This window comes from Mycolicibacterium phocaicum, assembly GCF_010731115.1.
GTDB classification, from domain to species: Bacteria; Actinomycetota; Actinomycetes; order Mycobacteriales; family Mycobacteriaceae; genus Mycobacterium; species Mycobacterium phocaicum.
The window spans coordinates 4,170,502-4,195,252 of sequence record NZ_AP022616.1; the positions used below are offsets into that span (position 1 = coordinate 4,170,502).

Here is a 24,751-nt window from a genome sequence, read left to right on the forward strand (position 1 = left end):
CCATGACCAACGAATGCGACGTCGCGGTGATCGGCGGCGGTTTTGCCGGCGTCATCGCGGCACGCGACCTGAGCGTCAAAGGGCACTCGGTTGTGCTGATCGAGGCGCGTGACCGTGTCGGCGGACGCACGTGGACCGGTCCCGGTCTGGGTCGGCAGCTCGAATACGGCGGCACCTATGTGCACTGGACGCAGCCCAACATGTGGCAGGAACTGCAGCGACACAACATTCCGCTGCGCATCCCTGTCGTACCCACCACGATGTACTGGATTGCCGAAGGCGCAACACATTCGGCGTCCCCCGAGGAGTACGGCGCGGCGCTCGAGCCGCTGATGAATCAGTTCTTCGCCGATGCCCGGGCCACCTTCCCGCAGCCGTTCGATATCGGGCTCGTCGACACCAGCGCAGTCGAGAAAGAGACCATTGCCGACCGGCTCAACGCACTGAACCTGCCGCCCTACGAGCATGACCTGCTCGATGGTGCGATGGCCGGTCTCGTCACGGCCTACGAGGAACATGGTGTCGCCCAGTTCCTTTCGTGCGTGGCGACGTACTTCGGCAGTTGGGCGGCTTTTTTCGAGACTGCCGGCACCTGGCCCATCGAGGGCGGCACCAGGAGGCTGCTCGACGCCGTCATGGCGGAGTCGAAAGCCACGGTGCGGTTGTCGACCCCGGTCGCCGCGATCGAGGACGACGGTGCCGGCGTCACCGTCACGACGCGAGATGGTGAGCGGATCCGGGCGCGTGCGGCCGTCGTCGCGGTGCCGCTGAACACTTTGGGCGACATCGCCATCACTCCCGAGGTCCCGGCGGCGTCGCGCCGCATGATCGAGGAGAAGAACCCGATCGTCGGTTCCAAGATCTGGGTGCGGGCCAAGGGCGAACTCGAGCCTTTCCAGGCTGTCGCGCCGCTGGGGGTGAACCCCATCAACGCCGCGCGGGTGGAGTACCACGACGACGGCGACACCTTCATCATGTGCCTGTGTTCCACGGGCGCCGCGATCGACGCCACCGATCCGACCGCGGTGCAGCGGGCGTTGCGGGCGTTCGTTCCCGACATCGAGGTGCGCGAAACCGCTTGCCACGATTGGGTTGCCGACGAATTCTCCAAGGGCGGATTCATGGTGCACCGGCCGGGGCATTTCACCGGTGGTGCCGCACAGCTGCGGGAAGCTCACGGACGAATTCACTTCGCCGGCAGCGACATTGCCGGGGTCGAGGCCGGCGCCATCGAAGGTGCCATGGATACCGGTGCGCATGCGGCCCGGAGCATCGCTGCCGGACTGGCTGACGGCACGTACTGACGAAATACGGTGACGGCCCGCGGGGAGGAACCCGCGGGCCGCTACCTTTTGCGAAGTGCTATGCGGCGAAGACCTTTTCGGCCGGGATCCGCGCGGTGTGATTGTTCAGCGCGCGGTAACCGTAGTAATACACCGTCATCTGCGCCGCCCAGGTGGTCAGCGCCAGGATGTAGAAGATCGTGTGGTGCTGATCGTCGCCCGGGATGCGGTAGAAGTCGTACATTCCGGCAATGGCAGCTGCCGCGATCGTCACGGCGGCGACGGCCATCGCGTTACCTTGTGCGCCGATCCGCCACAGTCGCCAGGCGAAGTAGAACAGGAACAGCGTCGTCAGGGCATTCATCACCATGTAGAAGATGGCCCCGGCGACGCCGAGCTCCTCGGCGAACAACGACATCACGAGTCCGCCGATGATCGCGAGCCCGAACACACCGATGTCGACGGCGACCGACGGCTTGTAGCCGTGCGTGACCTTCATCAGGCCCAAGACGAGGATCACCGTGATGCCGATCGACCGGGAGAAGGCATCGAGGAAGAACGCCGCGTGGAACATCGGGCTGCTCTCGTTGGCGCCGACCAGCCCGTACACCAGGAAGTTGGTGCCCGACGACGCGACGATGATCCATTCGAGGCCCAGCAGGTAGTTCTGGTAGTTCCGAATGAACTTGAAGCCGTAAGTGAATCCGGCGATGATCATGAAGATATCGGCGAGCGCGTACAGCGCGGTCTTGAGATCCATACGGAGTTACCTCTGGTGCGCGCCGGAAGGGAGCTCGGCGCGCGGCACCCCGACACGTTCGAGGGCGGCGTAGAACTGCTGCGGCCCGGCCCATTCTTCGGGCGTGAAAACCCCTGCGCGGCTGTCGGCCTCGAGTGCCACCACCATGAACGCGGCGCACGCGGTCCCCGTCGCGGCGGCCATGTCGGTGAACAGATACGTGCCGGGTCCCGCGACCGGGGTACGGCGGGCGGCGACGGTGGGGATGCCATCCTTGAGGCCGGTCACCTCCACCTTCAGGCCCGATTTGTACGGGAAGGTGTGGCCCGCTGCGGCCTTGGCGAGGAACGTCAGGAGTTCGAGTCGCGTCGACTCGCCCGTGCGCACCAGGTCCCACATTCCGGACAGGCCGTGCCGCCAGCCTTTCAGGCTGCCCGTTTCGCCGGTGAGGAGCGACTCCAGGAAGTCGATGGCTTTCTCGACGGGCAGCCGGCCCTTCTGTACCGCCAGGCCGACGCCGCGGACCAGGCCGTTGTAGGGTGCCGGATCGAGGCCGCCGAAGCAGCGAATGTTCTTGGCGTCAGGGTATTTCCGTGGCAGCGTCACCGGTTCCGGATGGGCGGTCTCGTGCACCATCGTCAGGCCAAGGCCACCACCCAGATCCGTCCAGCGGGTCTCCAGCCACGACTGGTGCATCACCGGACCGCCGTTCTCCCACGTCATGCAGGGGCCCGCGGCGACGCGCAGCATGTGGTCGAGTACCGCGCGGCCGATCGAGCCACGCTCGTCGCCCACGACCCAGTAGACGTCGATGTTCTCGACGGTGTCCAGATCGGCGACCGCGTCGGCGGCCAGCACGTTGGTGATGCCGGGTGAGGCACCGCAGCCGATGTACATCGGCACGCCGGCCGCCTTCGCGGCGTCATGCAGAGTCAGTGCGTGCAAGGTGCTTTCGATGTCGTCATCGAAATCGAGGTAGGGCACCTTGGCGGCCAGGCAGGCATCCATCACCGGGCCGGCAGTGCGGTTGTAAGGACCCGCGCCGAGCACGACGAGTGCAGCGCCGTCGATGGCGGTGCGTAGTGCGCCGTGGTCGTACAGATCGAGCCGCGCCGCGGTCGCCAGACCGGCCGGCAGCGTCTCGATGAGCGCCTCGAGCAGTTCCGGGCGAATGTCGTAGAGCGCGAGCTCCCAGTCGCCGGCGGCTACCGCGAACCGCTTGATGGCCAGGCGACACATCTCACCGGCTGCGCCGATGAAGACGACCCGCCGTCGGGTGTTGGCCATGATCTTCTCCTTCTGGTGGGGGTCATCCCACAGGATCAAAAGTCAATGTCGAATCGAAATCGAGTTTAGGTATTGCGTGGATACGCTGTCAATGCCCGCCCTGACGTGCGCTTACGGCGCTAGGCTGCGGGTCATGTCGCCGAGGGCCGCGTCCGCCGAGAGTCTGGCGCGCCGCCGACGGGTACTCACGGTGGCCACCAGGATCGGCGCCGTCGTCGCCGCGTTCCTCGGAATGCTGTCGATGCTCGCGGGCGAGGCCGGCATCTGGATCGGTGCGCTCGCCGTCCTGTGTGCCCCGGTCTATCTCGCGATTCCCCGGTTGTACCGGTACGGCGAACTCGTCGCGCCGTTGACTTTCATCGGCATCGCGTACTTCTTGACGACGCTCGTGACCGCTTACGTCGGAAGGGGATCCGGTCAGCAGTTGTACTTCCTGGTGGCCGCCTCGCTGGTGGTGCTGATCCTGGGCATCGAGCACATCGTGGTGGCCTCGGCGGTGGCGGCGGTGGGTGCGGCACTCATCATCACGCTGCAGTATCTGGTGCCCGCGGACACCGGCGTCCAGCCGCTGTGGGTCACGACTGCCGGATTCGTCATCTCGGTGATTTCCTCATGGGTGCTCGTGCTCGCGACCGTCTGGTACGCACTGCGTGAAATCAGCCGCGCGGAAACGGCTTTGGCCGCCGAATACGAGCGCTCCGAGTCGCTGCTGGCCAACATCCTGCCCGCGAAGATCGCTGAGAGATTGAAGGATCCGCACCGCGATGTCATCGCGGACAGCTACGACGACGCCTCGGTGCTGTTCGCCGACATCGCCGGATTCACCCAGCGCGCAAGCGATACCACGCCCACCGAGCTGGTCAGGTTTCTCGATCAGCTGTACACCGACCTGGACACGCTGGTCGATCGTCACGGCCTGGAGAAGATCAAGACGAGCGGCGATTCCTACATGATCGTCAGTGGCGTCCCGGAGCCGCGGCCGGACCATCTCGAGGCGCTGGCTGATCTGGCTCTGGACATGGTCGCCGCGGTGGCCGAGCTGACGGACCCCAATGGGCGGCGGGTACCGCTGCGGATCGGGCTGGCGGCCGGGCCTGTCGTCGCCGGTGTGGTCGGCGCGCGGAAGTTCTTCTACGACGTGTGGGGCGACGCGGTCAACGTCGCGGCACGGATGGAGACCACTGATGTCGAGGGCCGAATCCAGGTGCCGCAGAACGTCTATGAACGCCTCAAGGACGCTTTCATACTGGAGGCGCGTGGGGCCGTCGAGGTCAAGGGCAAGGGCGTCATGCAGACCTGGTACCTCATGGGACGTATGTCGTCAGGTACGCGGTGAGCATGCGACGGCCCTCGTCGATGGTGGTGTCATCGCCCTTGGGGGAGCGCCGGAATGCCACGTCGAAGAGCCTGTCGCCGACTTCGAACATCAGCTGGACGGCGAACAGCGGGGTCGTGGCACTGATGAGCTTGTGCTCGATGAGGAAGTGCCACAGCCGTTCTGCCCACGACTCGTCGAACAATCCGCCCAACTCGGTGAGTGTCCCGCTCCGGCCGGCGAACCACAGCTGGAGTAATCCGGGGTTCTCCCGGAAGTAGGCGAGCAGTGGGTCGATCATGGCGTCGACGCCGTCGCGCAGGCTCGTTATCTGCTTCTCGTACAGCGACGCGGCGAAGCGTTCATCGATGGCGGGGATGTGGCGGCGTACCAGTTCGGCCTCGACCTGACCGCGGTCGGCGAAGTAGTGATAGAGCGATGCGGTCGGGATGCCGGCATGTTCGCCAATGGCCTTGAGAGTGGCTGCGGCGTAACCGTGTTCGGCGAGGATGGCCTCGGCCGAGTCGAGGATCGCCTGGGTGCGTTCGATGCCGCGGCGCTGCACCGCGGTGCGAACAGGCGGCGCGCTCGTCGAGGCAGACTCGATCACGATTCGAATTCTACCAGCGGGCTACGCGGCGGCCTGCTCCAGCTCGTCGAGCGCTTCGCGCGAGTAGACCGCCAGACGCTGCAGGTGCGGCATGGTGTCGCGGCAGCCGACGAATCCGAGGATGACCTTGTCGGTGTAGCCGACCAGGGTGATGTTCAATCCGTAGCCGTCGCACAGGAAAGAGACCGGAGCGATCAACTCGAGCTGCGCGCCGCCGAGGTACAGCGGCTCTCTCGTCAGGACCACGTTGGACACGGTGAGGTTGAACAACGGCGGAATCTTGGTCAGCGCACCGGTTTTCTGGCCGATGGTCAACGGCAGCAACCCCATCAACGTGTAGTGGTTGAGGGCATTCGGCGACATCGCGAGCAGTTCCTTCTTGCCGCGAGTGGTCGAGGCGTTGATCACCGCCAGGCGTTGCAACGGATCGGATTCTGTTGTCGCCAAAGGACAGACGAAGCCCGCGGCCGCATTCAAGGTGTCTTCGTCGCGCTCCCAACCAACCGGCACCGAGGCCGTCAGCGTCTCGTCGGGCAGCTCGCCCTGCTCATCGAGATAGCGCCGCAGGGCAGCGCCGCACACGGCGAGCGACACGTCGTTGACGGTCGTCTCGGTGGCCTTGGCGATCGCTTTCAGGCGGCCCAGTTCGAGGACCTCGACCGCGAGCCGGCGCTGCGGAGTGAGGGTCGCGTTGAACGGCGCCCGCGGCGTGCCGAGCGTGGCACCCACGTGGCTGTTGTCGCCGCCGATCATCCCGACCAGGCTCTTCACCAGTTCGGCTGAACCGGAGACGCCGTCGGTCGTCCGGTTCCACAGTTCGTACGCGACCGACGCGATCCGGTTGCGGTCGGGCACCTCGGCCTTGGGTCCGGCCTCGGACAATGGCACGTAGCGGTCCGGTTCGGTGCTCAACCACTTCTTGATGGTGTTGATGGCACCCATGCCGTCCACCGCACAGTGATGGGCCTTGAAGTACATAGCGAAGCGGCCGTCGGACAGGCCTTCGATGAAGTGCGCCTCCCACAGCGGCCTCCGCATGTCGAGCGGGTGCGCGTGCAGCCGGGCGACCAGGGTGCCCAGATCGGCCTCGCTGCCCGGATACGGCAGCGCCGACAGCCGGACGTGATACTCGGGATCGGGGCGGACCGTGCGCCACTCGGGCAGCAGACCGTCGACGACTTCGCTGTCGAACGGGAATGGCAGGAACGACAGTTCGGCGAACGCGTTGTACAAGGTGCGGACGTAGTCCGGCCCGGCGCCGTCGGGCAACCGGAACGTCAGCAGGGCACCGATGTGCATGGGCGTCCGGTCGGACTCCATCCGGTAGAACATCGCATCGACAGCACTCAGCAACCGCATGGCAGCACTATGTCAGGCTCACCAGCTGGAACGCGGCGAAATCCGTCAGCAAGTCCACGCCCGACGCGAATTCTTCGTCCCGTTCGAATCGGGCGAGAAAAGGTGCACACGCAACCACTTCCGGCAGCGCGGAACCTTCGAGTTCGGACTGCCGGGCAGCGATGGCGACGGGGTCGGTGCTGCCGAAGGTGGGGCCGGCCGACACCTCGCGAAGCAGCATCCCGATGAGCGCGGCCACCAGGACGCGGGTGAGTCGCACCGCTTGCTCGGGATCGGCACCGGCCTGGTGCAGCGTCGACAGCACTGCCTCGACGGGCGTGAGCCCGGCCGCCGTCGACATCGGTCGCGTCAGCACGAGCGTCGCGGCCTCCGGGTGGGCGAGGGTCACCCGCCGGAACTCGTAGGCCAGGGCCCGTAGGTCGGTCTTGGGATCGCCCGTGGGTGCCGGTGGCTGCAGTTGCCCGAGGAGATGTTCGGCGACGGCGTCCAGCAGGTCGTCCTTGTCGGCGACGTGGTGGTACAGACTTTTCGCGTCGACGCCGAGCAGGCGGCTGACGGACCGCATGCTCACCGCGGCGATGCCGTCGGAGTCGATCACGGTCAGCGCTGCCTCGCGAACCGTTGCTCGGGTCAGCTGTGCCAGGGCCTTTGGGGGCCGGCCGCGGCGAGGAGTCGGGTTGGCCGCGTTCATGGCCTCATTCTCGCCCAGAGTCTTGCAAATTTCCACACCGTGGGATTATCGTCCATTAATCCCACGGTGTGGAAATAAATTGTTGGAGGAGCCATGACCCACCGCTTCGCCGTCCCTGCCATCGATGTGTTGCAGGCTCGCGAAAAACTCGTGCTCGACCACTTCCATGACGAAGTGCGTCAGGACTGGGACGACGTGCTGGCCACCTTCCCGCATCCGCACTACGAGATCATCCCGACGCTCACCGTCCACGACGGCGACGCCGACGTGCGGGGCTACTATCACGACACCCGCGTTGCGTTTCCTGATCAGGACCACGAAATCATCGCGCTGCGCCACAGCGCTGATGCGGTGATCGTCGAATTCTGGCTCCTGGGGACACATTTGGGCCCGTTGGGTGGCATCCCGGCGACGGGTTCGCGGCACTGCACCCGGATGACTGCGTACTTCGTATTCGACGAGAACGAGAACCTGGTCTCCGAACGGATCTACTTCGACACGCTGACGATGCTGAAACAGCTTGTGGGCGGCCTGAATCTGCGTGATCCGCGGAACTGGCCCACCGTCATCCGCGGTCTGCGCGGACTGCTGGCCATGTCCAGCCAGCCTGATGCGAGGCTCATCGATACCCCGCCTGCGGACCTGACATGAGAGTTCATCACCTCAACTGCGGCACCATGCACCCACGTTTCGTCCCCGACGGCCTGGTCTGTCACGTGCTGCTCGTGGAAACGCCCGGGGGCCTCGTGCTGGTGGACTCCGGGCTGGGGTTGCGGGACGCTCAATCACCCGGCAGTCGGTTCGGCCCGGCCCGCTTCTACGTCCGCCCGGTATTCGATCCACGGGAGGCTGCCGTCAACCAGGTCCGCCGGCTCGGCTTTGATCCTGGCGACGTGCGGCACATTGTTGTGACCCACTTCGACGCGGACCATGTGGGCGGTCTCGCCGACTTTCCTTGGGCGCAAGTGCATCTCACTGGTGCTGAGGCGTTCGCCGCGTTGCATCCGAAGACGCTCGTGGAGAAGCAGCGGTACCTGCCGGCCGGTCATGCGCACGGCCCGATGTTGGTCGAACACTCGCCCGCGGCATCTGAGATGTGGTGCGGTTTCCCCGGCGCCAAAGAGTTGACCGAGATCGCCGACGGCATCGTCTTGATCAATCTGCCCGGGCATACACGGGGACATGCTGCGGTGGCCGTCGACGCGGGGGACCGCTGGATTCTGCACGCCGGCGACAGTTTCTACCATCGTGGCCAGCTCGACGGCAGCGATGCGGCACCGCGCGCGCTGCGGCTGATGGAGCGGTCGGTGGCTTTCGACTGGAAGCGAGTGCAGGTGAATCATCAACGGTTGAGCGAACTTTGGGCGTCGGGTGAGCCTGACCTGCTGCTCGTCAATGCCCACGACCCGCAGCTGCTGCGGCAAGCGGCCAACTAGGCTTGTACGGACGTAGCGGCCGCTGCCGGACGAACGTCGGCCACCAGAACCACGGGCCCAGCAGCCGCACCAGGCACGGCACGATGAACGACCGCACCACCAGCGTGTCGAGCAGCAGGCCGATGCAGACCGTCGACCCCATCTGGCCGATGGTCCGCAGGTCACTGGAGAGCATGGCCAGCATGGTGAACGCGAACACCAGGCCGGCGGACGTCACGACGCCGCCGGTGCTGCCGAGCGCGCGGATCAATCCGGTGTTGAGGCCCGCGTGGATCTCTTCCTTGAGCCTGGCCACGAGCAGCAGGTTGTAGTCCGAACCGACCGCCACCAGCACGATGAAGGTCAGCGGCAGGATCAGCCAGTGCAGAGGTAGGCCGATCAGGTGCTGCCAGATCAGCACCGACAGCCCGAACGCCCCGGCGTAGGAGAACGCCACGGTGCCGGGAATGACCAAGGCGGCCACCAGGGATCGGGTGATGATCATCATGATCAGGAAGATCAGCACGAAGGCCGCGATGGCCGCGATCATGAGGTCGTTCTTGGCGTACAGCTGGATGTCCTTGTTGTTGGACCCGGATCCACCGATGTAGATCTTCGATCCGGCCAGCGACGTCTCCTTCAGCGCGATCTTGATGGCGTCGGGGAACTGCTCGACGTGCTCGATGCCCTCGGGTCCCATCGCGTTGCCCTCGTGGGTGACGATGAAGCGCGCGGCATGGCCGTCGGGCGACATCATCAGTGCCATACCGGTTTTGATGTCGTCGTTGTCGAAGGCTTCGTGCGGGATGTAGAAGAAATCGTCACTGCGCGACATGTCGAAGTCGTTGCCGACGTTGATCATGTCGTCGAAGGTCTGGTCGGTGTTTCTGTTCTGGATGTCGGTGGGGCCGTAGTTGTTGACGATCAGGGCCAGCAGCGCCTGGTTGTCGGACACCGTCTGGCGCAGCAGCGACACCATCTGTGGCATCAGGCTGTCGACCACCTGCAGGGAGCCGACCGCGTTCCCGATGTCGGCGGCGAGGTTGTCCACCTTGTCGATCACGTCGAAAAGGGACCGGAACGACCAGCACACCGGAATGTCGAAACAGTGTGGTTCCCAATAGAAGTAGGCGCGGATCGGGCGCATGAAGTCGTCGAGATTGGCGACGGCGTCACGCATGTCGTTGGTGACCCGCTCCATGTCCTCCATGGTCAGCACGGTGTTGTGGAGTTCGTCGGCGAGCGTCTGCGTCAGGTCCGCCGTCTTCTTCAGCACCTCGATGCTGTGCCGGGTGATCTCGGCCTGCTTGGCGGTGTTCTCGTTGTTGTGCTGGGTGAACGGCAGCTGCTGGCCGTTGCCGCTGCCTTGTGTGGTGAAAAGGTAAGGGATGGAGGCGTGTTCGAGCGCGCGGCCCATGGGGCGCGTGATGCTCTGCACCATCGCCACGCCGGGCAGCCGGATGAGCGCCTTGGCCACCCGGTCCAGCGAGATGAAGTCGGCCGAATTGCGCATGTCGTGGTCGGCCTGGACCATCAGCATCTCGCTGAACAGCTTGCTCTTGGGGAAGTGCCGGTCGGCGGCCTGAAATCCCTGGTTGGCCGGGGCATCTGACGGCTGGTACGTGCGATCGTCGTAGCTGACCCGGTACGTCGGCACGAACACCGCACCCACCGACACGACCGCGACGCTGGCGACGAGGATCGGCTTGGGCCAGCGCACCACGGCGGTGCCGATGCGCCGGTACAGCTTCGCCTTGACCGCCTGCTTCGGGTCGAAGAGCCCAAAGAGGCTGCCGACGCTGAGCAGTGCGGGCCCGATGGTCAGGGCGCCGGCGATGGTGATCAACATGCTGACCGCCACGGCGGGGCCCATGGTGTGGAAGTAGTTCAGCCGGGCGAAGGTAAGGCAGGCGCAGGCGCCGGCGATGGTCAGGCCGGAGCCGATGATGACGTGTGAAACCCCCTTGTACGCGGTGTAATACGCGTCTTCACGACTCTCGCCGTTCAATCGGGCCTCGTGATATCGGCCGATGAGGAAGATGCCGTAGTCGGTGCCCGCACCGAGAGTCAGCGAGATCACCATGTTGGTGGCGAACGACGACAATGGGATGAAGCCGTAGTGCCCGAACGCGGAGATCACGCCCTTGACCGACAGCATCAGCAGGATCACGCCGAAGAACGGCACCAGCATCGTGACGACCGAGCGGTAGACCAGCAACAGCATGAAGATGATCAGGAACATCGTCGCGATGGTGATGTTGTTCAGGCTGGAGTTGGCGATTTCGACGGTATCGGCGGCCAGCGGAGCCGCGCCGCTGACGTAAACCTTCAGTCCGGCAGGCGGATTGGAGTTGTTGACGATCTTTCTGACGGCGTCGACCGAGTTGTTGGCCTCCATCTGCCCGATGTCGCCGGCGAGTCGGAGCAGCACGTAGGCCGACTTGCCGTCCAGGCTCTGGGCGCCGGCGGCGGTGATCGGCTTGCCCCAGGTGTCCATGACGTACTGCACGTGCGTGCTGTCGGCCTTGAGCGTGCGGACCAGGCCCGCGTAGTAATCGCGGTCCTGTTCGGTGAGCCCCCGGTCGGCCTCGAGCACCAACATGGTCAAGCTGGTCGAGGTGGACTCGTGAAATTCCTTGCCGATGGTCAGCATCGCCACCTGCGATGGCGCGTACGTCGGAACCATCGGACCGGCGAGCTCTTCGGCGACGCGTTCGATCTGCGGCACAAAGGTATTCGTGATGACCGCGAGCAGGGCCCAGAAGACGATGATCGGGATGGCCAGGAAGCGAACGGTTCTGGCGAAGAACGGGCGCTTCGCCTGATGCGCACTCACGCGGACTTCACCCGGCAAGCTACATCGGCGTTGCCGCGCTCGTCGGACTGTTCGTCGCGGACAACGTCATTCACCTTCATCCGGCAGCCGACGGTGCCGCCGTGCACCTGGACCGAGATGCTGCCGGAGACGACGGTGAGGGTGGTGGTCTCGGTATGGGACCACGGCAGTTCGGTGAGCTCGACCTTGTGCGGATGCCCGCTGATGTCGACATACGACAGCAGTCCTCCGGACCCGAGGCTGCCGAACACCTCGTAAGTGAGGGTCTTGGGGGTGAACTCCGGCGGCGCCTGCGGCGGGTTCACGGCAAGCACCGGTCCCGGTTCGGAGAATTCGTGGACCTTGACCATGCACAGCACCCCGACGCCGATCGCGATCAGCGCTACCAGGGGCATCCACGCGCGCGCAAGGATTCTTCGGCCGGTGGAGCGCTGGCTCACTCGATCACCCCTCGATGTCAGGATCGGGTATATCAATTAGATTGATATGAGTCGGCGTAAACCTTATCAGCCATTCGACGCTGCCGCGGTCGCACATATTCCGGCGAAACAAACGCCGAGGTGAGGGCACTCAGCTAATTCGCAGAATCCACCAAGGTGACTGTCGACAGCCGCTTCTTCAGTTTGATGACACGGAAGATCTGGGCGGTGATGTTGATGGACGACACCATCGCAATAACCCCGAGAAAAGTGCGCTCCGAGGGAGTGGCGCCGTGCAATTGTTCGAGGCTGCCCAGGACGTAGAAGCAGCCCAGTGAGAACACGGTGAGCGGAATGGCGAACGTCATCAAGGTGCGCTGATTGCCGACGACCTGGGTGGCGTACTCCAGTTCATCGCGGGTCATCGGCTGGCCCTTGCGCACTTTGGTGAGCACCGTCTGTTTGGCCCGAACGCCTTCCGCGATCGGTAATTGCGGTTGCTTCCGCAGTCGTTGGACGTAGAAGAACATCACCGTGGCGCCGAACAGCAGCGTCAGCAGTGCGACGTCGGCCAGCTTGCCGAACAGGCGCCAGTCGGTGCCGAGGAAGTTCCAGCCCATTGCGACAGTCCTTTCCGGTTCGCGGCCACAGCTATCGGCGCGACGTTACCTCAGCTAACTGGCAATGGGTGGTCGGTGTCAATTGCATTGAGATCAGGGTCTTGATGCCCGACCGCTCATGACACAGACTGCGGTGATGACGCACGTGCAGACCGTCGGGGGCCCGGTGCCCGTCGACCGACTCGGGGCCACGCTCATGCATGAGCACGTGTTCATCCTGGGCGACGAGATCCGGCAGAACTTCCCGGACTACCCGTCGCCGTGGAATGAGGAGACCCGCGTCGCCGACGCGATAGACCAACTGCGCCAATGCAAGTCACGCGGCATCGACACCATAGTCGACCCGACGGTGATTGGCCTGGGTCGCTATCTGCCGCGCATCCAGCGGGTCAACGAGCAGGTCGATATCAACATCGTCGTCGCGACCGGCATTTACACGTACAACGACGTGCCGTTCCAATTTCTGCATACCGGCCCGGGCCTGCTGTTCGACACCCCCGAGCCGATGGTCGAGCTGTTCGTACGAGATATCCGAGAAGGCATTGCGGACACGGGGGTCAGGGCGGCATTCCTGAAATGCGCCATCGAACATCAAGGGCTGACGCCAGGGGTGGAGCGCGTGATGCGCGCCGTCGGGCAGGCGCACGTGCAGACTGGTGCGCCTATCACGGTGCACACGCACGCGCACAGCCAGTCCGGGTTGGTCGCGCAGAAGGTGTTCGCGGAGGAGGGAGTGGACCTGACGAAGGTGGTGATCGGCCACTCCGGCGACAGCACCGATCTCGACTATCTGTGCGCGCTAGCCGACGCCGGTTCGTATCTCGGCATGGACCGGTTCGGGCTCGACATGCTGCTGCCTTTCGAGCAGCGGGTCGATACCGTGGCGGCGCTCGCCAAACGCGGCTACGCCGAGAAGATGGTGCTGGCACACGACACGTCGTGTTTCATCGACTGGTTCTCCCACGAGGGCAAGGTTGCCGCGCAACCGAACTGGAAGCTGACCCACATCAGCGACGACGTGCTACCCGCGCTCCGTGAGCGCGGCGTCACCGAAGAACAACTCACCACCATGCTGGTCGACAACCCGCGACGGTACTTCAGTTGATGCACTTACTCCTGATCTCCGACACCCACGTGCCCAAGCGGGCCCGCGACATGCCGGCGCAGGTCTGGGACGAGGTCGCGCGCGCCGACGTCGTGCTGCATGCCGGCGACTGGGTGGACGTGAGCCTGCTCGACGACCTGGAGCAGCGGGCCAATCGCCTCGTCGCGTGCTGGGGCAACAACGACGGACCGGAGCTGCGGGCCCGGCTGCCCGAGCGGGCCGACGTCACGCTCGGCGGGGTCCGGTTCACCGTCACGCACGAGACCGGCGCCTCGGCCGGGCGCGACGCGCGCATGGCTCGGCTGTATCCCGACACCGACGTATTGGTGTTCGGGCACAGCCACATTCCGTGGGACAGCACCGCGGCCGCCGGCCTGCGCCTGCTCAACCCCGGGTCGCCGACCGACCGCCGACGCCAGCCGCACTGTACGTACATGACGGCCACGGTCGGTGACGGCATGTTGTCAGATGTGGTGCTTCATAAGCTCTGACCCGCGCGAAATTGACGCTAGGTTGGTCGCATGGAGCAGAAGCCGCCCACAGCCGCCATCGCCGCCGCCAACCGCGCCCACGTCGCGTCGCTCCCGTTCGCGGACACTCGGGACTTCGACGACGCCGACCGTGGCTTCATCGCTGCTCTGGAGCCGTGCGTCGTCACTGCCGCTGACGGAAGAGTGGTGTGGGACAACGACTCCTACTCGTTCCTGAACGGCGACGCGCCCGACAGCGTGCACCCGAGCCTGTGGCGGCAGTCGCAGCTGTGTGCCAAGCAGGGCCTCTACGAAGTGGTGCCGGGCATCTATCAGGTCCGCGGTCTGGACTTGTCGAACATCAGCTTCATCGAGAGCGACACGGGCGTCATCGTCATCGACCCACTGATCTCCACCGAAACCGCGGCGGCCGCGCTGGCGCTGTACCGCGCGCACCGCGGTGACCGTGAGGTGCGGGCGGTCATCTACACGCACAGCCACGTCGACCATTTCGGCGGAGTGCTCGGCGTGACGTCGCAGGCCGATGTCGATGCCGGGAAAGTCGAGATCATCGCGCCCGAGGGCTTCACCGAACACGCCGTGCAGGAAAACGTCTATGCCGGAACGGCAATGGCGCGCCGCGCGGGATACATGTACGGCGCTTCTCTGGACCGCGGCCCGCAGGGGCAGGTCGGCTGCGGGTTGGGTCAGGTCGGGTCGACGGGCGAGGTCGCACTTATCGTGCCGACTGTCGACATCAAGGCGACCGGCGAGACCCACACCGTCGACGGCGTCGAGATCGAGTTCCAGATGGCGCCCGGTACCGAGGCGCCGGCCGAAATGCACTTCTATTTCCCGCAATTCCGGGCGCTGTGCATGGCGGAGAACGCCACCCACAATCTGCACAACCTGCTGACGTTGCGTGGTGCGCTGGTGCGTGACCCGCATGGGTGGGCCGGCTACCTGACCGAGGCCATCGACCGCTATGCCAACCGCGCCGACGTGGTGTTCGCGTCGCACCACTGGCCCACCTGGGGGCAGGACAACATCGTCGAATATCTTTCGGTGCAACGGGATCTGTACGCCTATCTGCACGACCAGACGTTGCGCCAGCTCAACCAGGGGTACACCGGGATCGAGATCGCAGAAACCTTCCAGATGCCGCCGGCACTGGAGAAGGCCTGGCACACCCACGGCTACTACGGCTCGGTCAGTCACAACGTCAAGGCGGTCTACCAGCGCTACATGGGCTGGTTCGACGGCAATCCGGGGCGGCTCTGGCAGCACCCGCCCGAGGCTGCGGCGCCGCGGTATGTGGCGGCGATGGGCGGTATCGACCGCGTCGTGGAGCTGGCCCGCGCGGCTGCCGACGAGGGTGACTTCCGTTGGGCGGTAACCTTGTTGGACCACGCCATCTTCACCGACGAGAACCACGCCGCCGCCCGCGAACTGTATGCCGACGCCCTCGAACAGCTGGCCTACGGCGCCGAGAACGCGGTATGGCGCAACTTCTTCCTGTCCGGCGCCACCGAACTGCGCGTGGGCAAGTTCGGTACCCCGACGCAGGCTGCGCCGACGATGCTGGCGCAGCTCACCCCGGAGCAGATGTTCGACACTCTGGCGATCAACGTGAACGGCCCGCGGGCCTGGGACCTGGATCTCGCCGTCGACGTGACGTTCCAGGACGTGGACACCAATTACCGGCTGGCGCTACGCAACGGGGTGCTGGTGCACCGCAAGGTCGCCGCCGATGCGGCCACCGCTCAGGCCACCGTCACATTGGCGAACAAGCTGCGGCTCTTGGCTTTTGCCGCCGGCGACACCAGCTCGCCGGGCGTCGAGGTGACCGGTGACGCCACCGCGCTGCCCACACTGCTGGGCGTGATCGACCGACCCGACCCGGCGTTCAACATCATCACGCCGTAGCCGGGCCGGTCAACCCGCTAGGTGGTCGGTACCCAGTTGCCGTGGAACCCGGCCGGCACGCGGTGGGGCAGCTTGATGCTCGCCACGTCCTGCAGCGTCTGGGCGTCGAGGATCGCCAGCTCGCTGTGGTCGGTGGCGGCGTCGTAGACGAAGCCCATCAGCACGCCGTCGTCTTCTGCGGCGGCCGCCGATGACGGGTGAAAGACGAACTCGCCCAGCTCTTTCCCGGCACCGAAGTGGCGGGTTGCAGTGTTGCCGCCGACGAAGTCGTGCTTGAGCAGCGTGTCACTGCCGCTGACACCCTCGGCGATCATCGGCGCGTAGCCGTAACGGTGACGCTTGCCGACCAGGCGTTCGTCGACGCGCGGGAATTCCTGGGGGTGGTCGTCCACGCGGTCCTCCAGCACCTTGCCTGCGCTGAGGTCGATGGTCCACCGGTCCAACGTCGGCGGCCCCTCGTTGGGGCCGATGCGGTCGGTGTCGAACATCTTGGGGTGCCGCACCACATCGAGGACGATCGTATTGTCGTCGGGGGAGTCGTAGGCGTTCATCGGGTGGAAGACGTAGCACGGTTCGACGTCGAACCAGCGCACGTCGGCGTTCCCGCCGTCGCGGGGCATCACGCCGATGCGCGCCGGGTACTTGGGATTCCACGAGTACGGGAAGCGCCGATCATTCGATCGGAAGCTCGACTGGCGCGCGATGACCGGATCGGGAATCTTGACCCGGCCGATCACCGAGGACAACAGCAGTCGGGCCGGCAGTCGCAGTGCCTTCGGCACCGCCATTTCCGCGACGGTTTTCGTATCAAAGCTCACGGGCAGGTCGTAGAAGATGACATGGCGCTCGGTCAGCGAGAAATCGTGCATCATCGGGCTGCCGTGCACTTCGACGTCGACGGTACGGCGCGCCTTTCCGTCGGTGCCGATCACCGAGTACTGCACGGTGTTGCCGCGCGTGAAGCTGTACGAAACCGCGTGCAGTTCACAGGTTTCCGGGTCCCGCTTCGGATGGGCCGTGTAGCCGCCGCTGAGGGTGCCGTCGAAATCGCAGGCGCCGATCGTGTCCAGCTCGTCGGTGAGTTCATAGTTCGCCCCGCCACCCTCGACCAGCGCCAGGGTCTTGCCGGCGTGGCCGAGCACATTGGTGTTGGCGCCGATGCTGAATGGAACGCCGTGTCCTTCCGGGGTGCCTTCACCGAGTGCGGCGACGGTGTACGGTCCGCGCACCCACCGATTGCGGTACCACTCGGCTTTGCCATCGCGGATGCGGATGCCGTGCACCATGCCGTCACCGAGGAACCAGTGGTAGAGCTCAGGGTCGATTTCGCCAATCGGGTTGGGGCCGTTGCGTAGATAGCGGCCGTCCAGGTAGTCCGGGATCGTGCCGGTGACGGACAGATCGGTCAGGGTGTACTCGTCGTGCAGTGGCGCGAACGCGCCTTCCAGGTAGCGGTTGGTCATCCCAGAACCTCCATAACAGTGTTATTGGCTGCGGTTACTGGTATAACACTGTTATGAGAGGTCTGCAAGGGTGAGCGAAGAAATCCGCCGGCAATTGATCGAAGCCGGCATCGTGATCCTCGAACGCGATGGTCTCCAGGCGCTGACGGTGCGTAAACTCGCCGCCGAGGTGGGCACGTCGACCATGGTCGTGTACACCCACTTCGGCTCGATGACCGGTGTGGTCGACGCCCTCTCGGCCGAGATCTTCGCGCGGTTCGGCGCAGCGCTGGCCGCCATCCCACACACCGATGATCCGGTGGCGGACTTCTTCTCGATGGGCGCCGCCTACCGCCGGTTCGCGCTCAAGAATCCGCAGCACTATCAACTGATGTTCGGCACGACGGTCCCGGCATCGTTGTCGAGCGTCCGCAGTGATCTGACAGTGACTGGTCATGCCACGTCGCGTGACGCGTCGTTCCAGACACTCTGCGAGTCGGTGCGCCGGATGACCGCGGCCGGCCGCATCCGCGATGACGGTGAAGCCGCTGTCGCAGGCCGTATCTGGAGCATGTGCCACGGAGCAGTGATGCTCGAGATGGCTGGGTTCTTCGGCGCGGAAGGCCACGGGCTGCGGGACATCCTCACCCCGATGACCGTCGATTTCCTCGTCGGAATGGGCGACGAACGGGAGCGCGTCAACGAATCACTCGCCACTGCGGCCGCCGCGCTCGTGGCGAGCGGTCACCTGTGATCTAGGCGAAACCGCCGTCGGCCCGCAGGATCGAACCGGTGGTGAAGCTGGATGCATCCGACATCAAAAAGAGTGCGGCGCCCACGATTTCGCGCGGCTGGCCGGCGCGCTGCAGTGGCAACGAGCGAAAGGCGCTCGACGGATCCGCACCCCACGCCTTGCTGATGTCAGTGAGGAACGGCCCGGCCATGAGGGTGTTGACGCGCACCGTCGGGCCGAAGGCTTTCGCGAAACCCTCGGTGAGCGTGTTCAATCCGGCCTTCGCGGCGGCGTAGGGCAACATGTACGCGTCCGGGCGCAATGAGCCCGACGAGCTGATGTTGATGATCGACCCGCCGCCGTCGGCAACCATCCGCTCACCGACAAGCGCCGATAACCTGAACGGCCCCTTGAAGTTCAGGTTCACCACCGCATCGAACAGCTTCTCCGGCACCGAGCCCAGCGACTCGTACAACGGCGACATGCCGGCGTTGTTGACCAGCACGTCGACCTTGCCGAACCGGGCATAGGCCGCGTCGACCAGTCCGTCGAGCTGATCCCAGCGCCCGACATGCACCTCGTGCGCGAGTGCGGCCCGGCCCGTGGCGGCGGTGATCTCCGCTGCGGTGGCCTGACACGACTCCAGGTTCCGGCTCGCGATGATGACGTCGGCGCCGCAGTGGGCTGCCGCGAAGGCCATCTCCCGGCCCAGGCCACGACTACCGCCGGTGATGAGCACGACCCGGTCGGTGAGGTCGAACAGTTCGTCGGCGTACCCCATGGCTTTATGGTGACACGGTGCAATTGCTTTTGATCCGTCATGCCCTGCCGCTGCGCAACGAGCCCGGCGAGGGCGCCGACCCCGACCTGTCGGAGGAAGGCATCGCGCAGGCCAACCGGCTGCCCGACGCGCTCAAGCGGTTCCCGATCACCCGGCTCATCAGCAGCCCGCAGAAGCGCGCCATCCAGACCGGGCAGCCGGTGGCGGCCGCGCTCGGGCTGAACATCGAGATCGACGACCGGCTCGCCGAGTACGACCGCGACATGGCGCAGTACATCCCCATCGAGCAGATCGCGGCCGAGCACCCCGAGGAGATGGCCCGGCTCATGACCGGCCACCTGCCCAGCAGCGTCGATGAAGAGGCGTTCCTCGCCCGCATCACCGAGGCCGTCATGGACATCGCGAGCGAGGCCGAAGCCGAGGACACCGTCGTGATCTTCAGCCACGGCGGCGTGATCAACGGATTGCTGCACGACATCGTGCCCACCGAGCGCATCCTGTCGTTCCAGGTCGACTACACCGGCATCACCCGGCTGTTGGCCTCGCGCAGCGGCCGCCTCGCGGTGGCCGGCGTCAACAGCGTCGAACACGTGTGGGATCTGCTCCCGCGAAATCAGCGGTGGTAGACAGATCGGGTGGGATCTCTCGACGGCTTGGACCTGACCGCCCTTGACGCGCACCTGCGCGAGATCGGGGTGGCCCGCAACGGTGAGTTGCGCGCCGAGCTGATCGCCGGTGGCCGGTCGAATCTGACGTTCCTGGTGTTCGACGACGCCGCCAAGTGGGTGCTGCGCCGGCCGCCGTTGCACGGCCTGACGCCGTCTGCGCATGACATGGCCCGTGAGTACAAAGTCGTTGCGGCGCTTGAGGGTACGACGGTGCCGGTCGCGCACCCGGTGACGATGCGTAATGACGACTCGGTACTGGGCGCGCCGTTCCAGATGGTCGATTTCGTGCCGGGCCGGGTAGTGCGGCACTCTGCGGAGCTCGATGCGCTGGGCGACCAGCAGGCCATCGATGCCTGCGTCGACGCGCTGATCAAGGTGCTGGCCGACCTGCATGCCCTGGATCCCGAGGCTGTCGGACTTGGGGATTTCGGGAAGGCCAACGGATACCTGGAGCGGCAGGTGCGGCGCTGGGGTTCGCAGTGGGACCTGGTGCGGCTGCCCGACGATGCGCGCGACGCGGACGTGCGCCGGCTGCATGGTCTGCTGACGGAAAAGCTGCCACCGCAGAGCCGTAGCGCCATCGTGCACGGCGACTACCGCATTGACAACACCATGCTCGACGCCGTCGACGCGACCAAAGTGCGGGCGGTGCTGGACTGGGAGATGTCGACGCTCGGTGACCCGCTGTCCGACGCCGCGCTGATGTGCGTCTACCGCCACCCGATGTTCGGCATGGTGCACTCCGACGCGGCCTGGTCCTCGGACAAGATTCCGCCGATGGACCAGCTGGCCCAGAAGTACTCCGTCGCGGCCGGGCAGCCTCTCGATCACTGGGATTTTTACCTGGCGCTGGCCTACTTCAAGCTCGCGATCATCGCCGCCGGTATCGACTTCCGCGCCCGGATGGCCGCCGGCGGAGCCGGCCACGACGACCCCGTCGGCGAGGCCGTCGCCCCGCTCATCGCCGCCGGCCTCGCTGCCCTCACCTAGCGTCACCCTGGTCTGCCCCCTTAGCGCGAGCGGCCGTGTCTGTACGTCGACACGCGGCATTTCACGTGCAGTTTGGGGCCGCTCGGCAGCGACGAGTGTGCGCAAATTGCCCGGCTGACCCGGCGTGTTGACGTACAAACACGGCCGCTCGCGGGGGATTGGACTACCCGCGGGGGGATTGAAACCGGAGCTAGAGGCCGGCCTTGAGGTTCTTCTTCGCGGCCAGTCGCAGTTGCAGGATTCGGGTGGTGGCGACGGCGAAGGTCAGGAGGCCGCCGGCGATGGCTGCGAGCAGGATGGTCACGCCGAGTTGCACCTGGTGCAGCTTCCAGCCGAGCAGCACGATGTCGACCGGGGTGTCGTTCTGGATGACGAACACCAGCAGCAGGATCAGGATCAGAAAGCCCAGGACGAGCGCAGTCCACAGTGCCGCGGTACGGGTGAACTTAACGGCGGATTCGGGTGTCTTGGGTTTCTTGGCCGGGGCCGAGTCCGGCTTGGGCGACTTGGGCGCCGGCGGTTCGGCGTGCGTCGGCGCCGCCTCGTGGGTTGGCCCGGTCGGCTCGGGGGTAGACGCGTGCTCGCTACTCATACGGACCATCTTGACGGTTCTGCGGGCCGGATGCCGGGAACTGCGGCACCAATTTTCGAATAACGCTAGGGTCGGCCTGAGTGCACGACGCCGAAAGGACGTTCGGGTGGCGCGAATTCTGACCGCTCTGGCCGTACTGCTGGCTGCCCTGTTGACGGGCTGCGGCAGTGCCAATCCCCTCGGTGGGGGCAGCATTTCCGGTGATCTCAAGTCGATCGTGGTGGGGTCCGCCGACTTCCCCGAGTCGAAGATCATCGCCGAGATCTATGCGCAGGCGTTGGCGGCCAACGGCTTTACCGTCGGTCGTCAGTTCGGCATCGGCAGCCGCGAGACGTACGTCCCTGCGGTGAAGGACCATTCGATCGACCTGATCCCGGAATACACGGGCAATCTGCTGCAGTACTTCGACCCCAAGACCACGGCCACGGCCGCCGATGATGTCGAATTGGCGCTCGCGCGAGTGCTTCCGGGTGACCTGTCGATCCTGACTCCCTCGCCGGCCGAAGACACCGACACCGTGGCCGTATCAGCCGAGACCGCGAAGAAGTGGAACCTCAAGACCATCGGTGATCTGGCCCAGCACTCGGCCCAGGTGAAATTCGGTGCGCCGTCGGAGTTTCTGCAGCGGACCGAGGGTCTGCCCGGTTTGAAAGCCAAGTACGGCCTCGATATCGCGCCGGCCAACTTCATCGCCATCAGCGACGGCGGGGGACCGGCCACCGTGCGGGCGCTGGTCGACGGAACCGTCACCGCGGCAGACATTTTCAGCACCTCGCCGGCCATCGTCCAGAACAACCTGGTCGTGCTCGAGGATCCGAAACACAACTTCCTGGCCGCCAACGTGGTGCCGCTGGTGGCGTCGCAGAAGAAGTCCGATCTGCTCAAGACGGTGCTCGACGGCGTCAGTGCGAAACTCACGACGAAAGCGCTCATCGAGATGAACACCGCGGTCTCCGGCAACAGCGGCGTCGACGCCGACCAGGCTGCGAAAAAGTGGGTCCAGGACAACGGATTCGACAAGCCGGTGAGCCGATGATCACGTTCGACAAGGTCACCAAGAGCTACGGCAGCGCCGTCGCTGTCGATGAACTGACCCTCGAGATCGCCGAGGGGACGCTGTCGGTGTTCGTCGGGCCATCGGGGTGCGGCAAGACCACGTCCATGCGGATGATCAACCGGATGATCGACCCGACCTCCGGAACCCTGACCGTCGACGGTGCCAACGTCGCCACCGTCGACCCGGTGCGGCTGCGCCTCGGCATCGGGTACGTGCTGCAGAGCGCCGGGCTCATGCCACACCTCAAAGTGGTGGACAACGTCGCCACCGTGCCGGTCCTCAAAGGCGAATCCCGGCGCAGTGCACGGAAAAAGGCGCTGGGCGTGTTGGAGCGGGTCGGACTCGACGTCAAGCTCGCCGACCGTTATCCGGCCCAGTTGTCGGGCGGGCAGCAACAGCGCGTCGGGGTGGCCCGGGCACTGGCCGCCGATCCGCCCATCCTGCTGATGGACGAACCGTTCAGCGCGGTGGACCCCGTCGTCCGCGAAGACCTGCAGGCCGAAATCCTGCGGTTGCAAAGCGATCTGCGCAAGACCATCGTCTTCGTCACCCACGACATCGACGAGGCCGTCAAACTCGGCGACCGCGTCGCGGTGTTCGGGCCCGGTGGCACCCTGCAGCAGTACGACGCACCGCAGCGGCTGCTGTCCAACCCGGCCAACGCATTCGTCGCGGGTTTCGTCGGTGCCGACCGTGGCTATCGCGGCCTGCAGTTCCGGGATGCCGACGGACTCAAGCTCCGCGACATCCGCACCGTCGCCGAACCGGCGGTCGACGCGCTCGATCTCACCGACGGCCAATGGGCCCTGGTGGTCAACGCCGACGGCACTCCGTACGCGTGGATCAACGCCAACGGCGTGGGTCTGCACCGGCACGGAAAGTCCTTGTACGACAGCACCATCGCCGGTGGCTCGCTGTTCCGGCCGGACGGCACGCTGCGGCTGGCGCTCGACTCGGCCCTGTCATCCCCGTCGGGTCTGGGTGTCGCGGTCGACGAGCGCGGCCAGGTGATCGGCGGTGTGAGCCTCGATGACGTGCTGGCAATCATCAAGAGCCGCAAGGGCAAGCAGTGCGATACCTGCTGAATCACCTGGAAGGCGCGTGGCTGCTCACGCAGATACACCTACGCCTGGCCCTGCTGCCGCTGCTCATCGGCGTGCTGATCGCCGTACCGCTGGGCGCCTATGTGCGGCAGCGGCCGCGGCTGCGCCGGTTCAGCACCATCACCGCCAGCATCGTCTTCACCATCCCGTCGCTGGCGCTGTTCGTGGTGCTGCCGCTGATCATCCCGACGCGAATTCTCGACGAGGCCAACGTCCTGGTCGCCCTGACCCTCTACACCGTCGCCCTGCTGATGCGGACGGTGCCCGAGGCGCTCGACGCGGTGCCCGCCGACACCCGGGAAGCGGCCACGGCCATGGGCTACCGGCCGCGTACCCGGTTCTTGAGAGTCGAACTGCCGCTGTCGATTCCGGTCCTCACGGCAGGCATGCGCGTGGTCGCCGTCACCAACATCTCGATGGTGTCGGTGGGTTCGGTGATCGGCATCGGCGGGCTGGGCACCTGGTTCACCGAGGGATATCAGGCCGACAAGAGCGACCAGATCATCGCCGGCATCATCGCGATCTTCCTGCTGGCGGTGATCGTCGACCTCGTCATCCTGAGCGTCGGCCGCCTGGCCACCCCCTGGACCCGGGCGAAGGCGCCGGCATGAACTTCCTGCACCAGGCCCTCGCCTACATCTTCACCGCGGCGAACTGGACCGGCCCGGCGGGTCTCGGCATGCGGATGCTGGAGCACCTGGAGTACACCGGTATCGCGGTGCTCTGCAGTGCGCTCATCGCCATTCCGGTGGGCATGTACGTCGGGCACACCGGTCGCGGTACGGCCCTGGTGGTTGGCGGCGTCAACGCCCTGCGCGCCCTGCCCACACTCGGCGTCCTGCTGCTCGGCGTCCTGCTGTGGGGACTGGGCTTGGTGCCGCCGACCGTCGCGCTGATGCTGCTGGGCATTCCGCCGCTCCTGGCCGGGACGTACGCCGGGATCGCCAACGTCGATCCGGTGGTGGTCGACGCCGCTCGCGCCATGGGCATGACGGAGCGTCAGGTGCTGCTGCGCACCGAGGTGCCCAACGCCATGCCGCTGATCGTCGGCGGGCTACGGACCGCGACGCTGCAAGTGGTGGCGACCGCGACCGTCGCCGCGTACGCCAGCCTGGGCGGGCTGGGCCGGTTCCTGATCGACGGCATCAAGGTGCGCCAGTTCTATCTCGCCCTCGTCGGCGCCCTGCTGGTGGCAGCTCTCGCGTTGGCGCTCGATGCCGCCTTGGCGTTGGCTGTGCGGGTCTCGCGGCCGGGTCCGGCCGGAGTTGCAATCGTGACTGCGAAGCCGGGCCTTCGTCGCCTACGGTAGA

Annotated in this window: 25 protein-coding genes; 14 read left to right on the plus strand and 11 right to left on the minus strand. The window is 65.6% G+C overall.

Annotation, left to right across the window (positions count from 1 at the left end):
* Positions 1-2: 2 nt before the first annotated feature.
* On the plus strand, positions 3-1,304 hold the full coding sequence (locus tag G6N46_RS19965) for a flavin monoamine oxidase family protein (RefSeq protein ID WP_138251063.1): 1,302 nt from the start codon (positions 3-5) through the stop codon (positions 1,302-1,304).
* A 58-nt stretch (positions 1,305-1,362) separates the two neighbouring features.
* Here the strand turns inward: G6N46_RS19965 and G6N46_RS19970 are convergent, their stop codons facing one another.
* Positions 1,363-2,043: a transporter gene (locus G6N46_RS19970; protein ID WP_138251062.1), complete on the minus strand. Its 681-nt coding sequence runs from the start codon at positions 2,041-2,043 to the stop codon at positions 1,363-1,365.
* A gap of 6 nt (positions 2,044-2,049) precedes the next feature.
* On the minus strand, positions 2,050-3,309 hold the full coding sequence (locus G6N46_RS19975) for a saccharopine dehydrogenase family protein (RefSeq protein WP_138251061.1): 1,260 nt from the start codon (positions 3,307-3,309) through the stop codon (positions 2,050-2,052).
* Between the two features lie 133 nt (positions 3,310-3,442).
* Here G6N46_RS19975 and G6N46_RS19980 point away from each other — a divergent pair, with 133 nt between their 5' ends.
* Positions 3,443-4,645, plus strand: a complete 1,203-nt coding sequence (locus G6N46_RS19980) for an adenylate/guanylate cyclase domain-containing protein (RefSeq protein WP_138251060.1) — start codon at positions 3,443-3,445, stop codon at positions 4,643-4,645.
* Here G6N46_RS19980 and G6N46_RS19985 read toward each other — a convergent pair.
* From G6N46_RS19985 to G6N46_RS19995, 3 genes are read right to left on the minus strand one after another with little or no spacing between them, the layout of a single operon-like run.
* Positions 4,614-5,234: a TetR/AcrR family transcriptional regulator gene (locus tag G6N46_RS19985; protein WP_197746732.1), complete on the minus strand. Its 621-nt coding sequence runs from the start codon at positions 5,232-5,234 to the stop codon at positions 4,614-4,616. The two genes, G6N46_RS19980 and G6N46_RS19985, sit on opposite strands and share 32 nt — an antisense overlap.
* 21 nt (positions 5,235-5,255) lie before the next feature.
* Positions 5,256-6,593 (minus strand): WS/DGAT/MGAT family O-acyltransferase, encoded by a 1,338-nt coding sequence (locus tag G6N46_RS19990; protein WP_138251059.1) that lies wholly within the window; start codon positions 6,591-6,593, stop codon positions 5,256-5,258.
* A 7-nt stretch (positions 6,594-6,600) separates the two neighbouring features.
* Positions 6,601-7,284 carry a TetR/AcrR family transcriptional regulator gene (locus G6N46_RS19995; RefSeq protein WP_167526421.1) on the minus strand — a complete coding sequence of 228 codons (684 nt, stop codon included), beginning with the start codon at positions 7,282-7,284 and terminating at the stop codon, positions 6,601-6,603.
* A gap of 93 nt (positions 7,285-7,377) precedes the next feature.
* On the opposite strand from G6N46_RS19995, the gene G6N46_RS20000 reads away from it, so the two are divergent.
* Entirely contained in the window at positions 7,378-7,935 is a 558-nt protein-coding gene (locus tag G6N46_RS20000) for an ester cyclase (protein ID WP_133426154.1), read from the plus strand.
* The gene (locus G6N46_RS20005) at positions 7,932-8,720 is read left to right on the plus strand and encodes an MBL fold metallo-hydrolase (protein WP_061005008.1); all 789 of its coding nucleotides are present in this window, start codon (positions 7,932-7,934) and stop codon (positions 8,718-8,720) included. Before G6N46_RS20000 ends, G6N46_RS20005 begins: the two co-directional genes overlap by 4 nt.
* Here the strand turns inward: G6N46_RS20005 and G6N46_RS20010 are convergent.
* The 3 genes from G6N46_RS20010 to G6N46_RS20020 form a co-directional block, all read right to left on the minus strand.
* A complete protein-coding gene (locus G6N46_RS20010; RefSeq protein WP_163692910.1) occupies positions 8,677-11,553 on the minus strand; it encodes an MMPL/RND family transporter in 2,877 nt (958 codons plus the stop codon). The two genes, G6N46_RS20005 and G6N46_RS20010, sit on opposite strands and share 44 nt — an antisense overlap.
* A complete protein-coding gene (locus G6N46_RS20015) occupies positions 11,532-11,930 on the minus strand; it encodes an MmpS family transport accessory protein (protein WP_061005004.1) in 399 nt (132 codons plus the stop codon). The genes G6N46_RS20010 and G6N46_RS20015 overlap by 22 nt, the downstream gene beginning before the upstream one ends.
* 179 nt (positions 11,931-12,109) lie before the next feature.
* Positions 12,110-12,574 carry a hypothetical protein gene (locus G6N46_RS20020; RefSeq protein ID WP_138251056.1) on the minus strand — a complete coding sequence of 155 codons (465 nt, stop codon included), beginning with the start codon at positions 12,572-12,574 and terminating at the stop codon, positions 12,110-12,112.
* A 136-nt stretch (positions 12,575-12,710) separates the two neighbouring features.
* Between G6N46_RS20020 and G6N46_RS20025 the strand changes: the two genes are divergently transcribed.
* The 3 genes from G6N46_RS20025 to G6N46_RS20035 are packed head-to-tail and all read left to right on the plus strand — an operon-like array spanning position 12,711 to position 16,075.
* Positions 12,711-13,679, plus strand: coding sequence for a phosphotriesterase family protein (locus G6N46_RS20025; protein ID WP_138251055.1), 969 nt, complete (start codon positions 12,711-12,713; stop codon positions 13,677-13,679).
* On the plus strand, positions 13,679-14,170 hold the full coding sequence (locus G6N46_RS20030) for a metallophosphoesterase family protein (protein ID WP_138251079.1): 492 nt from the start codon (positions 13,679-13,681) through the stop codon (positions 14,168-14,170). Before G6N46_RS20025 ends, G6N46_RS20030 begins: the two co-directional genes overlap by 1 nt.
* Before the next feature lie 30 nt (positions 14,171-14,200).
* Complete coding sequence (locus tag G6N46_RS20035) at positions 14,201-16,075, plus strand: alkyl/aryl-sulfatase (RefSeq protein ID WP_138251054.1); 1,875 nt, start codon at positions 14,201-14,203, stop codon at positions 16,073-16,075.
* A gap of 17 nt (positions 16,076-16,092) precedes the next feature.
* Here G6N46_RS20035 and G6N46_RS20040 read toward each other — a convergent pair whose 3' ends face one another.
* A complete protein-coding gene (locus G6N46_RS20040) occupies positions 16,093-17,538 on the minus strand; it encodes a carotenoid oxygenase family protein (protein ID WP_138251053.1) in 1,446 nt (481 codons plus the stop codon).
* A gap of 70 nt (positions 17,539-17,608) precedes the next feature.
* On the opposite strand from G6N46_RS20040, the gene G6N46_RS20045 reads away from it, so the two are divergent.
* Positions 17,609-18,271 (plus strand): TetR/AcrR family transcriptional regulator, encoded by a 663-nt coding sequence (locus tag G6N46_RS20045; protein ID WP_138251052.1) that lies wholly within the window; start codon positions 17,609-17,611, stop codon positions 18,269-18,271.
* Position 18,272: 1 nt separating this feature from the next.
* Here G6N46_RS20045 and G6N46_RS20050 read toward each other — a convergent pair whose 3' ends face one another.
* Positions 18,273-19,031: an SDR family NAD(P)-dependent oxidoreductase gene (locus G6N46_RS20050; RefSeq protein ID WP_138251051.1), complete on the minus strand. Its 759-nt coding sequence runs from the start codon at positions 19,029-19,031 to the stop codon at positions 18,273-18,275.
* 17 nt (positions 19,032-19,048) lie between these two features.
* Between G6N46_RS20050 and G6N46_RS20055 the strand changes: the two genes are divergently transcribed.
* Together G6N46_RS20055 and G6N46_RS20060 are read left to right on the plus strand one after the other, a co-directional pair.
* On the plus strand, positions 19,049-19,657 hold the full coding sequence (locus G6N46_RS20055) for a histidine phosphatase family protein (protein ID WP_061004989.1): 609 nt from the start codon (positions 19,049-19,051) through the stop codon (positions 19,655-19,657).
* A gap of 9 nt (positions 19,658-19,666) precedes the next feature.
* Entirely contained in the window at positions 19,667-20,689 is a 1,023-nt protein-coding gene (locus tag G6N46_RS20060) for a phosphotransferase family protein (RefSeq protein ID WP_138251050.1), read from the plus strand.
* A 190-nt stretch (positions 20,690-20,879) separates the two neighbouring features.
* Here G6N46_RS20060 and G6N46_RS20065 read toward each other — a convergent pair whose 3' ends face one another.
* The gene (locus G6N46_RS20065; RefSeq protein ID WP_138251049.1) at positions 20,880-21,281 is read right to left on the minus strand and encodes a lipopolysaccharide assembly protein LapA domain-containing protein; all 402 of its coding nucleotides are present in this window, start codon (positions 21,279-21,281) and stop codon (positions 20,880-20,882) included.
* A 106-nt stretch (positions 21,282-21,387) separates the two neighbouring features.
* Here G6N46_RS20065 and G6N46_RS20070 point away from each other — a divergent pair, with 106 nt between their 5' ends.
* Genes G6N46_RS20070 through G6N46_RS20085 form a run of 4 tightly spaced genes read left to right on the plus strand, consistent with a single transcriptional unit; the run spans position 21,388 to position 24,750 of the window.
* The gene (locus G6N46_RS20070; protein ID WP_138251048.1) at positions 21,388-22,317 is read left to right on the plus strand and encodes an ABC transporter substrate-binding protein; all 930 of its coding nucleotides are present in this window, start codon (positions 21,388-21,390) and stop codon (positions 22,315-22,317) included.
* On the plus strand, positions 22,314-23,423 hold the full coding sequence (locus tag G6N46_RS20075) for an ABC transporter ATP-binding protein (RefSeq protein ID WP_138251047.1): 1,110 nt from the start codon (positions 22,314-22,316) through the stop codon (positions 23,421-23,423). Before G6N46_RS20070 ends, G6N46_RS20075 begins: the two co-directional genes overlap by 4 nt.
* Positions 23,408-24,052 (plus strand): ABC transporter permease, encoded by a 645-nt coding sequence (locus tag G6N46_RS20080; RefSeq protein WP_138251046.1) that lies wholly within the window; start codon positions 23,408-23,410, stop codon positions 24,050-24,052. Before G6N46_RS20075 ends, G6N46_RS20080 begins: the two co-directional genes overlap by 16 nt.
* Positions 24,049-24,750, plus strand: a complete 702-nt coding sequence (locus G6N46_RS20085; protein ID WP_138251045.1) for an ABC transporter permease — start codon at positions 24,049-24,051, stop codon at positions 24,748-24,750. The genes G6N46_RS20080 and G6N46_RS20085 overlap by 4 nt, the downstream gene beginning before the upstream one ends.
* The last annotated feature ends 1 nt before the right edge of the window (position 24,751 follow it).

Bases quoted from the DNA above. Each gene is read 5' to 3' on its own strand.
- G6N46_RS19970 (WP_138251062.1), bottom strand. From the start codon at position 2,043: ATGGATCTCAAGACCGCGCTGTACGCGCTCGCCGATATCTTCATGATC.
- G6N46_RS19975 (WP_138251061.1), bottom strand. From the start codon at position 3,309: ATGGCCAACACCCGACGGCGGGTCGTCTTCATCGGCGCAGCCGGTGAG.
- G6N46_RS20005 (WP_061005008.1), top strand. From the start codon at position 7,932: ATGAGAGTTCATCACCTCAACTGCGGCACCATGCACCCACGTTTCGTC.
- G6N46_RS20035 (WP_138251054.1), top strand. From the start codon at position 14,201: ATGGAGCAGAAGCCGCCCACAGCCGCCATCGCCGCCGCCAACCGCGCC.
- G6N46_RS19965 (WP_138251063.1), top strand. From the start codon at position 3: ATGACCAACGAATGCGACGTCGCGGTGATCGGCGGCGGTTTTGCCGGC.
- G6N46_RS20065 (WP_138251049.1), bottom strand. From the start codon at position 21,281: ATGAGTAGCGAGCACGCGTCTACCCCCGAGCCGACCGGGCCAACCCAC.
- G6N46_RS20040 (WP_138251053.1), bottom strand. From the start codon at position 17,538: ATGACCAACCGCTACCTGGAAGGCGCGTTCGCGCCACTGCACGACGAG.
- G6N46_RS20000 (WP_133426154.1), top strand. From the start codon at position 7,378: ATGACCCACCGCTTCGCCGTCCCTGCCATCGATGTGTTGCAGGCTCGC.
- G6N46_RS20085 (WP_138251045.1), top strand. From the start codon at position 24,049: ATGAACTTCCTGCACCAGGCCCTCGCCTACATCTTCACCGCGGCGAAC.
- G6N46_RS20020 (WP_138251056.1), bottom strand. From the start codon at position 12,574: ATGGGCTGGAACTTCCTCGGCACCGACTGGCGCCTGTTCGGCAAGCTG.
- G6N46_RS19980 (WP_138251060.1), top strand. From the start codon at position 3,443: ATGTCGCCGAGGGCCGCGTCCGCCGAGAGTCTGGCGCGCCGCCGACGG.
- G6N46_RS19990 (WP_138251059.1), bottom strand. From the start codon at position 6,593: ATGCGGTTGCTGAGTGCTGTCGATGCGATGTTCTACCGGATGGAGTCC.
- G6N46_RS20030 (WP_138251079.1), top strand. From the start codon at position 13,679: ATGCACTTACTCCTGATCTCCGACACCCACGTGCCCAAGCGGGCCCGC.
- G6N46_RS20075 (WP_138251047.1), top strand. From the start codon at position 22,314: ATGATCACGTTCGACAAGGTCACCAAGAGCTACGGCAGCGCCGTCGCT.
- G6N46_RS20015 (WP_061005004.1), bottom strand. From the start codon at position 11,930: ATGCCCCTGGTAGCGCTGATCGCGATCGGCGTCGGGGTGCTGTGCATG.
- G6N46_RS20025 (WP_138251055.1), top strand. From the start codon at position 12,711: ATGACGCACGTGCAGACCGTCGGGGGCCCGGTGCCCGTCGACCGACTC.
- G6N46_RS19995 (WP_167526421.1), bottom strand. From the start codon at position 7,284: ATGAACGCGGCCAACCCGACTCCTCGCCGCGGCCGGCCCCCAAAGGCC.
- G6N46_RS20050 (WP_138251051.1), bottom strand. From the start codon at position 19,031: ATGGGGTACGCCGACGAACTGTTCGACCTCACCGACCGGGTCGTGCTC.